The 11,650-nt window shown below is 46.5% G+C and carries 9 protein-coding genes; all 9 read left to right on the top strand.

The window, feature by feature from the left end; genetic code table 11:
- Positions 1-88 precede the first annotated feature (88 nt).
- The 9 genes from ACCC71_RS10670 (at position 89) to ACCC71_RS10630 (ending at position 11,638) form a co-directional block, all read left to right on the top strand.
- Positions 89-907: an ABC transporter permease gene (locus ACCC71_RS10670; RefSeq protein ID WP_434309609.1), complete on the top strand. Its 819-nt coding sequence runs from the start codon at positions 89-91 to the stop codon at positions 905-907.
- 26 nt (positions 908-933) lie between these two features.
- On the top strand, positions 934-2,040 hold the full coding sequence (locus tag ACCC71_RS10665; protein WP_434309608.1) for a glycosyltransferase family 4 protein: 1,107 nt from the start codon (positions 934-936) through the stop codon (positions 2,038-2,040).
- A 221-nt stretch (positions 2,041-2,261) separates the two neighbouring features.
- Entirely contained in the window at positions 2,262-2,690 is a 429-nt protein-coding gene (locus ACCC71_RS10660; RefSeq protein ID WP_434309607.1) for a hypothetical protein, read from the top strand.
- A 60-nt stretch (positions 2,691-2,750) separates the two neighbouring features.
- A complete protein-coding gene (locus ACCC71_RS10655; RefSeq protein WP_434309606.1) occupies positions 2,751-3,929 on the top strand; it encodes a glycosyltransferase family 4 protein in 1,179 nt (392 codons plus the stop codon).
- Positions 3,930-3,942: 13 nt separating this feature from the next.
- Entirely contained in the window at positions 3,943-6,339 is a 2,397-nt protein-coding gene (locus tag ACCC71_RS10650) for a glycosyltransferase family 39 protein (protein ID WP_434309605.1), read from the top strand.
- A 46-nt stretch (positions 6,340-6,385) separates the two neighbouring features.
- Positions 6,386-7,717 (top strand): ABC transporter ATP-binding protein, encoded by a 1,332-nt coding sequence (locus ACCC71_RS10645; RefSeq protein WP_434309604.1) that lies wholly within the window; start codon positions 6,386-6,388, stop codon positions 7,715-7,717.
- Positions 7,718-7,785: 68 nt separating this feature from the next.
- Positions 7,786-9,324: a glycosyltransferase family 4 protein gene (locus ACCC71_RS10640; RefSeq protein ID WP_434309603.1), complete on the top strand. Its 1,539-nt coding sequence runs from the start codon at positions 7,786-7,788 to the stop codon at positions 9,322-9,324.
- Positions 9,321-10,541: a glycosyltransferase family 4 protein gene (locus ACCC71_RS10635; RefSeq protein WP_434309602.1), complete on the top strand. Its 1,221-nt coding sequence runs from the start codon at positions 9,321-9,323 to the stop codon at positions 10,539-10,541. The genes ACCC71_RS10640 and ACCC71_RS10635 overlap by 4 nt, the downstream gene beginning before the upstream one ends.
- A 23-nt stretch (positions 10,542-10,564) precedes the next feature.
- Entirely contained in the window at positions 10,565-11,638 is a 1,074-nt protein-coding gene (locus ACCC71_RS10630; RefSeq protein ID WP_434311844.1) for a mannose-1-phosphate guanylyltransferase, read from the top strand.
- Positions 11,639-11,650 lie beyond the last annotated feature (12 nt).

Genomic DNA, 11,650 nt, shown 5'->3' with positions numbered 1-11,650 from the left:
AAAATATTCACTTCTCAAACCCTGCTTTTTATGCTATATTTCATTTGTGTTGGGAGTTTTTGGTTGACGGAAGAAAGGCATCCAGTTTATGAATACATTAAAAGAACTATATGCATATCGCCAGATGATTTTTAGTCTGGTAAAAAAAGAGCTGCGGGGGCGCTATAAAGGGTCTGTGCTCGGTTTTATGTGGACCTTTATCAATCCCCTATTGCAGCTGATGGTATATGCCGTTGTGTTTTCGTTCCTATTGGGAAGCAATGTACCCAAATATTATCTTCACTTATTTGTGGCGTTGGTTCCATGGTTGTTCTTTTCCTCTTCTTTGACGGGAGGCTCTGTCAGTATCATTGCTTCCAAGGATATGGTGAAAAAAATTTATTTTCCCAGGGAAATCATGCCGATTGCCTATGTAACCAGTGCGTTTGTCAATATGCTGCTGTGCTTTCTGGTGATTTTTGCCGTGATGCTGATCGGTGGGACCGTTCCGCCAGAAGGAGAAGTGTTTCATTTTACCGCGCTTCTCTATCTTCCGTTGATTATGGTGATTGAATATTTGTTGGCTCTGGGAGGAGCTCTTTTGACCTCTGGCCTGACGGTTTATTTTCGGGATTTGGAGCACATTTTAGGTATCCTGACCATGGCATGGATGTACTTGACCCCGATTCTTTACGCACCTAGTCTGGTGGAAGCAAAGATGGTGGAGCATGGGATGGGACATTTGACCTGGCTATACTGGCTCAATCCGATGACGCCGATTACAGTGGCTTATCGGGATATTTTGTATTATGGCCAGATTCCGCATATTAGCACATTGCTGAACGCGGCGCTTTTAGGCATAGGAATCTTGATTCTTGGATATTTGAGCTTCCGTAAATTGCAGAAAGGTTTTGCGGAAGAACTGTAGCATGTAAAGAGTAGAAGGTATCTTCTATGGACAAGAAGATATTGAAAAGACAGGAGAAACCAGTGAAGATTATTCAGGTTTTAACCACGCTATCTTTTGGCGATGCGGTGGGAAATGACACGATTGCCTTGAAAAAGGTTCTGGAAGAACTGGGATATGCAACAGGGATCTTTGCGGAGAATATTGATCCAAGGCTGCCGGAGGGAACCGTGCAGCCGATTTCCAAACTGCCGGAATTAGGCCGAGAAGATGTGGTGATCTACCATCTTTCCACCGGGACGGAATTGAATTATACATTTGCCAGTTATCCTTGCCGAAAATTGGTGATCTATCATAATGTGACGCCGCCCCGTTTTTTGGCGCCTTATAATGAAGAAAAGGCAAGACAGTGTCAATATGGTCTGTCCGGCGCCAGGTATTTGGCTGATAAGGTGGATTATTGCCTGCCGGTCTCAGATTTTAACCGCAGAGATTTGGTGGACATGGGATATCGTTGCCCCATGGATGTGCTTCCGATCCTGATTCCTTTTTCTGACTATGAGAAAGAGCCGAATCAGAATGTGATCGAAAAGTACCGTGGAAAAAAGGGAACGAATCTTTTGTTCACCGGTAGAATTGCCCCTAATAAATGCCAAGAAGATGTGATTGCTGCATTTGCCGCCTATAAAAGAAATTATGATCCGGATGCGCGGTTATTTTTGGTGGGGGCATGGCAGGGGATGGAAGATTATTACGCCAGACTGCGGGCATATGTGAAAGCGCTTCCGCTTTCGGATGTGATTTTTACGGGGCATATCTCATTTGATGAAATTTTGGCCTATTATCATCTGGCAGATGTGTTTGTCTGCGCCAGTGAACACGAAGGATTTTGCGTCCCTTTGGTGGAGGCAATGTATTTTGACATTCCAATCATCGCATATGACAGCAGCGCGATTGCGGGGACCTTGGGCGGAAGTGGATTTTTGCTTCCGGATAAGGAGCCCTTGATGGCAGCGGGGGCGATTTCCCGTATCCAAAAAGATGAAGGATTGCGGGAGCGGATTTTGGCGAACCAGCGCAGTCGTCTGCAGGATTTTTCTTATACGAAGATAAAAGCACTGTTTCAAACCTATTTGGAGCGATTTTTACAATGAAAGCCCCGCCAAGCGTCTGAGCGAATGGGCAAGCTTGCTTGCACAGATGCTCAGACATTGGGCGGGCAAGGAAGTATGAGCAGGGAGCCTGGCAAGGTGGAATGCGAGTACTTCCGGCAGCCGCGGGAGCGCTGAGGGCGCGGAGCGGCTGGCTTTCCGGAATGTCAGTTGAAAAATATTTGAAAAATATGGAGGCGGGGGCCTGATAGAAGGAGGTAACAATGGCAGATACGATTCAGCCGATCAATGTAGAAAAGATCATGGAGGAAATCCGTCAGGAGATAAAAGAAAAGGGATATGATGCCAGCATGCTCAGTTTCCAGGAGATCGATGGGGCTGATGAAAAGGGGCGTTTGGAATTAGAAGAACATTTTAGTATGGAAGAGCTGGAGCGCAGAGTACAGGAAGCAAATATGCACGCTACGGTTCCCTGGTACTATCCAGTGGAAGGAAACGCTCTGGCCTGTTTTGTAAAAAAAGTGATTCGTAAGTTTGGCCGATTTATGCTGATTCCGGTTGTGGAGACGCAAAATGAGAGCAATCATGCCATGGTCAGATGTTTGAATCAGCTTTTGGCCTGTGTGAAAGCGCAGCAGGAAACCATAGAAGCCCTGCAGGGACAGCTGAAAGAGCTGCAGGATCAGAACTAAAAGCGGACGAGGAGCAAAGAAAACGGGGATACGAAAAGAGCATAGGAAAGGACTATCGTCTTGAAAGAGAAAATTGCTTTCGTGATACAGCGCTACGGCTTGGAGGTAAACGGCGGGGCGGAACAGGAATGCCGAATGTACGCAGAACGGCTTACGGCGGACTATGAAGTACATGTCTTAACGAGCCGTGCAATCAGCTACATGACATGGAAAAATGAATATCCAAAAAAAGATCAGATGATTAACGGCGTTTTGGTAAAGCGTTTTTCTGTGAAAGAGAAACGCAGCCGGAAGAAATTTGATGAAATCAACGGACGCTTTTTTAACGGTCGTCTGGAACCTTTTGAGGAGGAAGAATGGCTGAAGGAGCAGGGGCCGTATCTTCCGGAATTGCTCAAATATATAGAGGAGCATAGAGAAGAATACAAGGTATTTATTTTTTGCACCTATCTTTACTATCCAACTTGTATGGGTGTGAAACTGGTGCCGGAAAAGGCGATTACGATCCCAATGGCTCATGATGAACCTTTCTTAAAAATGGATATTTTTTCTGATGTATTCCGGGCGCCGAAAGCGATCTTTTACAACACGGAGGAAGAGCGGGCGTTCGTGGAGCAGAAATATGGCAATGAGGTAATTCGAAATGAAATCGGAGGGGCCGGCGTCACGATTCCTGCGAAGGTAGAGCCAAAGCAGTTTCGGGAAAAATACCAGGTGGAGGATTACCTCCTTTATGTGGGGCGAATCGACGAGGGAAAGTCCTGTGATGTACTGTTCCGTTATTTTGAGGAATATAAGAAGAGAAATCCGTCCTCGTTAAAGCTGGTTTTGATGGGAAAGAGTGTGATCCCCGTACCGGAAAGCGAGGATATTGTAAACCTGGGATTTGTCAGCGAGGAAGACAAATATAATGGAATGGCGGGAGCTAGAATGTTAGTGCTGCCATCTCGGTTCGAAAGTCTCTCCATCGTTGTTTTAGAATCGCTGGCTCTTCAGGTGCCAGTGGTGGTAAATGGGGTCTGCGAGGTGTTAAAGGGACACTGCAAGAAAAGCGAGGCAGGCCTGTATTATCGGAACTATTTTGAATTTGAGGGCGCGGTGAATTACCTTTTGACGCATTCAGAGGAACGAAGGCAGATGGGGATAAACGGCGCCGCCTATGTAGAGGAACGTTACCAGTGGGAAAAGATTATGGAGCGTTTGAAGATTTTGATTGAGTACGTAAAAGAGGAAAAATAGCGGAGGGAATTTTGTGAGATTCGTTTTTCTGATTCTCTGGATTCTTACAGTCGTATGTTGCCTTTTGATTTTGGCGGCGGGCAAAGGCCAGGGAGAGGTAGGAAAAAAATATTTAGCATTTGCGCTGGTCGGCTCTGTTCTAAATATAAACGGGCTGGCGTTATTTTTGGTGGTACTTCAGCGGTATTCCCTGCCGGTGCTTTGTCTGCTGATGGCGATCGAGTGCCTGATTTGCGTACTGGCGGGGAGACGAAAAAAGGGGTTCTTTGCCATCGGAAAAAAGCTTTGCTGGAGTGTTCCATCGGATCGGGCGGCTCTCCCTATTTTTGTTTTACTGGCAGTTCTTTATCTTGCCTTTCCCACCCAGTATCTATTGGGGGGAAGAGATCCGGGAATCTATGTGATTCATGGAGTTCATATTGCAAAGACAGGTTCCATCCAGTATGATACGGATGAAAAAATGACAGAATTATATGAGGAGTATGGCGATTTGATTCAGCCGGGATACCCCGCGCTTTTTTCACCGGTTCAATATCCGGAGGTGGGCGATGAAGCGGGGGATATCTCTCCTCAATTTATGCCGATGTATCCGGCTTTGCTGGCGGTGGCTTATGATTTGGGCGGGCTGTCCGCGTTGTTTGGAACCAATGGGATATTAACCTTAGTCTCTTTACTGGTGATCTATTGGTTGGTCCGGGAGTTCTTTCACAAAAAGGCTGCCGCTGCTGCGGTTTTGATTTTAGGCCTTTGCCCGGCAGAGTTATGGGGCGCGCGCTTGACAGAGACGGAACTGCTGGCTCAGCTTTTGTTTTTTCTGGCGATATACATTTGGCTGGCTGGGTGGAAAAAAGGAAAGAATTCTTATTTGATTGTCTCTGGTTTCCTTTTGGGGTTTGCGATCTGGAATCGGATTGATATGCTGATTGTCGGTCTGGGGCTTTTTGTGGCGGCGGCATACAGTGTCATTTGGAATCCGGAGAAACGAAAGGCGATGGCAGGAAGCTGCCTTGCTTATATGGGAACCGCGGCAAGCGCATATCTTTATTTATATTGGTTTAGCCGTGCTTATTACCGGATACACATAGACAATCGGTCTCTTCCCACCGCATTATTGATCAATGGCGTCGGTTTAGCAATTTTTGTGTTAGCTTTGGTGATTGCAAGATTCGGGAAGGGGCTCTGTGAGGAACGGCGGAATCTGATTCACTGGCTTACGGTAAAGCGTGGGCCGCGTATCGGCCTTGGAATCGTTTTGACCGCGGCCTTTCTTTATACGTATCTGATTCGCAGTAATTTTGGACAAAGTGATTCGTTTGTGCAGCTTTCTATGATACAATATTGCTGGTATACCAGTGTGCCGCTGTTTTTGTTTATGATCCTGGGACTGATGCTGCTGCTTCGTAAAAAAGGGGTAACGGCGGATGGGTATTATGGTTTTTTGTGCATGGCGGGAGCTTGTATTATCGCTTATATCATTGACCCAGCGATCAGCGCCGATCATATCTGGGCCGCCAGACGTTGGGTTCCCGTCAACATTCCGTCGACGGTGATCTGGGGCTGCTATGGATGGCAGGAATTATTTTCTGGAAAAGAAAAGAGCGTTTACCGGTGGCTCACAGGAGCAGGCTTTATCGGCATAGCCGCCTTTATGATCGGACAAAGCCGATCGTTTCTCTTTACACCGATGATGAAAAATTTGGACGAGCAGTATCAGACCTTGGCGGATCATATGTCTGACGATGTAGTATACCTGACCCAGGACGGAGAGATGGCTTCCGTACTTCGGTATATTTATGGAAAGCAGGTGTATCGGGCGGACGTCAATCAGGCGGAAGCGATGGAACGATACATAGAGGAACAGGGAGAACTCTATTTTGTCGGAGACTTTCCTATGAGCGGGCTCCCTTGGGAAGGTTATGAGAAGAGCATTTCACATTTTCAGATCCTATCCGGAAATTATTTGGAAAAGACAGTGGGAAAATATCCACGAAGCATTTATGAACGGACGCTAAACGGTTCGGTAGGAAAGATTACCAAACAAGCTTCGGAAACGATTCATCTGGAGGAAGGTCATTTGCGTATTCTGAACGGTTTCTATGATTCCGAAGGGAATATAGTGGCCAAACAGCAAGGTGGGATTTTGTTTTATGGTCCTTATTTTTCGTTAGATGCCGGTGAATATCAGATTCAAATGACATGGGAAGGAGCCGATTCTTTTTCCGATGCTTATCTAGAGTTGGTTTCTGATCCAGATCAAACGTTAATCAGAAAAGAAAATGTGATTGCTGGGGAGCCTATGACGATGGACTTTATTCTGCCGAATTCAGTCTCCAATTGGGAAATACGATTGTATGTGGGCGCAAACAGCGAAGTGGTTTGCCGGGAAGTGATTTTGGAAAAAATAAGATAGAGGCAGACAGGCGTATTGTTTCGGGAAGTGATAAGGAGTTATGGACATGAGTGATGGAAAACAGGCGGAATCGGTGGGACAAGCGGAAGAGATTGCAATCGATGTCCGGGAAGTAAAGAAAAAGTTCAAAGTCTATTTGGATAAAGGCTCGGAGCTAAAAGAGCGCCTGTTATTTCGCTCTCGGAACCGCTATGAGGAGCGGTGGGTTCTCCAAGGGATTAGTTTTCAGGTGAAAAAAGGGGAAGCCATCGGCTTGGTCGGGCATAATGGCTGCGGTAAAAGTACGACGCTGAAACTTTTGACGCGTATTATCTATCCGGATCAAGGGACGATTACGATGAAGGGGCGTATTTCCAGCCTGATTGAGCTGGGTGCCGGGTTTCATCCGGATATGAGCGGAAGGGAGAATATCTATACCAATGCGTCCATTTTCGGATTGACGAAAAAAGAGATCGATGAGAGAATGGATGATATCATTGCATTTTCCGAATTGGAGGAATTTTTAGACAATCCGGTTCGAACCTATTCTTCCGGTATGTATATGCGGTTAGCGTTTTCTGTGGCGATCAATGTGGATGCAGATATTTTGCTGATCGATGAAATTTTAGCAGTCGGGGACGCCAATTTCCAGACCAAGTGTTTTAATCGGCTGCGGGAGATCAAAGAAAAAGGAACCACAATTGTGATTGTATCCCATTCCCTTGGCCAGATCGAGCAGATTTGCGATCGCAGCATCTGGATTCACGATGGCTTGGTTCGGGCAGAAGGCGCTCCCAGAGACGTTCACTCCGAGTATCTGGAATATATGGGAGAAAAACGGCAGGAGATTCTAGAAAAAGAAAAAGAACGGATCCGGAAGCTTCACGAGGAGGACCCGGTTAGACAGGAACAGGAAAAGGTTTTAGGGATACCAAAGGGGTATGAAAATCCGGACCGCCGTTGGGGAACCAGAGCGGCATTTGTGACAGAAGTTCACACTTATGGGGCGGATGGAGTGGAGAAAACCGTTTTTGCCACAGGCGATACCATTTATTTGAGAATCTTTTACAAGGTGTTAAAGCCAATCCACAACGCGGTCTTTGGAATCGCGTTGATCCGTGCGGATGGGATTCACTGCTATGGAACAAACACGAAAATTGATCAGACGCCTCCTTTTGACTTGACAAAGGATGGTATGGTAGAGCTGGTTCTGAAAGATGTAGAACTTTTGCCGTGCGTTTATCTGTTGGAAACTGCGATACAGGATATTTATGATAACACCATGGACTATTATAAGGACGCGTTCCGGTTTGAAGTATTTTCCAAAATTCCAGATGTGGGTTTATTCCGGATTCCGCATCAGTGGAACGGCTTGGAGGAAAAGCCGTCGGAAGGGTAAGGACAAATCTTTGTAAATATAGATAGGATGTCTGACGGCGATATTTTTGTGGAAGAGGGCAGGGAGATATGGAGGAACAATACCGGAAAGACCGGATAGCGGAAATTGAGGAGGAAGCAAAAAATCTGGAGTCTTCTTTGGATTCCAAGATAAAAGCGGCGGATCAGCGGTTGTTTGGCGTGCAGAGACGTTATGAAACAGAACCTTATGAACTAAATGAGATGATAAGCGTTCTCGATCAGGTAGGACAACATTCTATGGTGGAGGAGTGCCGTCCCATCGAAGGAAAAGGGCTGAAGAAATTCTTAAAGAGAGTCTTTCGCAAATGCGTGCGCTTTTATATAAGACCGATTGTGGAAGAGCAAAATAACCTGAATGCAGTCATAGAGAAGGGGCTCGATCAGGTTTATCAGTTTGAGCAAAGTATGTTGCAGGTGATGGCGGAAAATGATCGACTGGTCCGGGAAGTACAATGGATGAAGAGGCAGATTCCCGCCGTGGAAAAGAAAAAAATAAGAAAAGATCAGATGCGGGTGGTCCAGATGCTGCCATCGCTGGCTTTCGGAGATGGCATCGGCAACGATACGCTGGCGTTGAAAAAGACATTGGAAGAAAACGGATATGAGACGGAAATCTATGTAGAGTGGGTAGATGAGCGGCTGCCCCAGGGAACTGCCCGTTCTTGGGAGGAATATGAAGAACGTCCGGACGACATCCTTTTGTATCATCTTTCCACCGGATCGGAGATGAATTATCGGCTGGCGGACTATCGATGCCGGAAAGTCGTAATCTACCATAATGTAACCCCGCCGCATTTCTTTGCAGAGTATCATCCGGAGGCATGGCAGGGGTGCAAAAAAGGATTGGAAGCAGTACGATTTTTAGCGGATAAAGTAGACTATTGTTTTGCAGACTCTGCCTTTAATAAAGGCGACCTGCGAAAGATGGGATATCAGGGACCAATCGAAGTTTTGCCAATTTTGATTGCTTTTGAGGATTTTGAGAAGCAGCCGAATCAAGCGGTATTGGAACGGTACCAGGGAGACGGCTATACAAATATTGTTTACACTGGCCGCGTGGTTCCCCACAAGAGACAGGAAGATTTGATCACGGCATTTTACTATTATAAGAAGAATTATAACCCAAAGTCGCGTTTGATCCTGGTAGGAGCTTATGGAGAACAGGATCGGTTTTATCAAAACCTGCGGGAATATGAGCGGGAATTGGGTGTGGAGGACGTGATTTTTACCGGGCATACAAAGTTCGATGAGATCCTGGCGTATTACCAGTTGGCGGATGTCTATCTTTCTATGAGCGAGCATGAGGGATTTTGCATTCCTCTGGTGGAGGCCATGTACTTTGAAATCCCGATTATTGCCTACGACAGCTGTGCTGTCGGCGAGACACTAGGCGGCAGTGGGTTGCTGCTTTCTGATAAGAACCCGCAACCAGCGGCGGCGGCGATCCATCGCGTGGTGACAGATTCGGAGTTGAGACAGGCGATCCTTGCGGGAGAAAAAGAGCGCCTTTCTGACTTTAGCCACGAAAAGATACAGCGACAGTTTTTACAGCGTCTGGAGGCATTGATCGAAGAGGAAGTATCATGAAAAAATTAGGATTTGTGATTCCCTGGTTTGGGGAAAAGATTCCGGGTGGAGCGGAGATGGAGCTGAGAGGGTTGACCACTCATCTCCATGAAGCTGGCGTAGAATTAGAAATACTGACTACCTGTGTGAAGGAATTTGCCAGTGACTGGAATCTGAATTATTACAAGCCAGGATTGGATACCGTACTGGGTATGCCGGTCCGCCGTTTTCGGGTTCGTCTTCGGGACGGGGCCTGCTTTGACTATGTCAACAAAAAGTTGATGATGAATCAGGAGGTCTCGGAGGCGGAGCAGGAGACCTATGTGCGGGAATCCGTAAATAGTACCGAACTTTACGATTATATGAGGAAGCATGCGGACGAATATTCGCTGTTTGTCTTTATCCCTTATATGTTTGGAACCACTTTTTACGGCTGTCAGGTGTGTCCGGAGAAATCGGTTTTGATTCCCTGCTTCCATGATGAAAGCTATTTTTACATGTCGGTTTTCCGAAATCAGTTTTCCAAGATCCGAGGAATCATCTACCATGCTGAGCCGGAATATGAGTTGACAAACCGGTATTATGACATGAGCCAGGTGGAGCAGGCGGTGCTGGGAGAAGGGGTTGATACGGAGCTGACTTACGACGCCGGGCGGGGAAGGGAAACCTATCATTTGGATTTCCCCTATCTTTTGTATGCAGGGAGAAAGGACAAAGGAAAGAATGTCCATACCTTGCTGGCCTATTTTGCGGAATACAAAAAGCGTCAGGATACCGATTTGAAATTGGTTTTAATTGGCGGCGGGCAGATTGAGATTCCTAGAGAGATTCGGGATGATGTCGTCGATCTGGGTTTTATCAGCATTCAGGATAAATACGACGTTACCGCAGGGGCGTTGGCGCTCTGTCAGCCTTCCACCCATGAAAGCTTTTCTTTGGTTGTGATGGAAAGCTGGCTGTGCGGCAGACCGGTTTTGGTTCATGGGGACTGCGAGGTAACGTCCCATTTTGCGAGAAAGTCCAACGGTGGGCTATATTTTAACGATTATTTTGAGTTTGAAGGGTGCTTGAATTATTTTCAGGCAAATCCGGAGCAAGCCACAGCCATGGGGGATTTGGGGCAGCAGTTTGTAATCGATCACTTTTCCTGGAAAAAGATTGTGGAGATCTATCTCCAATTTTTTGAAAAGCTGGTGGAAGAAAACGAGAAGATAGGGTATACGGAAATCGCGGAGTGAGCAAGATTTCAAGGAGGTTTATGATGAAAAAGACGGCATTGATTATGGCCGGCGGACGGGGCGAACGATTTTGGCCGAGAAGCAGAAAGAGCTGTCCGAAGCAGTTTTTATCTTTGACCAATGACGGCAAGACGATGATCCAGTTGACCGTGGAGCGGATCTTGCCTTTGGTCAATATGGAGGATATCTATATTTCTACGAATCGTGACTATCGTCCATTGGTCAGAGAGCAGCTGCCAGATATTCCGGAGGAAAATATTCTCTGTGAGCCGATTGGACGCAATACAGCCCCTTGTATCGGCTTGGGGGCGGTTCATATTGCCAGAAAACAGGAAGATGCGTTGATGATGGTGCTTCCAAGCGACCATTTGATCAAGTATACGTCCATGTTTGTTTCCACCTTGGAAGCGGCCTGCCGTGTGGCGGAGGCGGGAGAAAATCTAGTGACTCTTGGAATTACGCCGGATTATCCGGAGACCGGCTATGGGTATATTCGTTTTCGGCCGGGCGCCAGCATGGATTCTTCTGCCTATGAAGTGGATTGTTTTGTGGAAAAACCGAATTTGGAAAAAGCGCAAGAGTATCTGGCGTCGGAACAATATCTTTGGAACAGCGGCATGTTTGTCTGGAAGGTGTCAACGGTATTATCCAATTTAGAAAAATATATGCCGGAGACGTATTCTGGCTTGAGAACGATACAGGCTGCCATCGGGACAGGAGAAGAAGATGCCGTCTTGGAAAGGGAATTTGCGAAACTGCCCTCAGTTTCGATCGACTATGGAATTATGGAAAAGGCCAGGAACATTTATGTGATTCCGGGAACCTTCGGGTGGGATGATGTGGGCAGCTGGCTGGCAGTGGAGCGTATCAATAAAACAAACGAAGAAGGAAATGTGGTAAACGGGAACGTGATCACGGTGAATACCAAGAATACCACCATCCAGGGAACAGAAAAGCTGATCGCGGCAGTCGGACTGCGAAATCTGGTGATTGTCGATACCGACGATGCGATTTTGATCTGTGCGAAAGAAAGCGCCGGAGAGATAAAAAAGGTATTAGAAAATTTGAGAGTATGCAATCGGAATGAATACATCTAACCGATTTGGAGG

The sequence above is a fragment of the Hominifimenecus sp. rT4P-3 genome (genome assembly GCF_051055405.1).
Classification (GTDB): Bacteria; Bacillota; Clostridia; order Lachnospirales; family Lachnospiraceae; genus Pseudolachnospira.
This window is presented reverse-complemented; position numbering and strand designations above follow the sequence as displayed.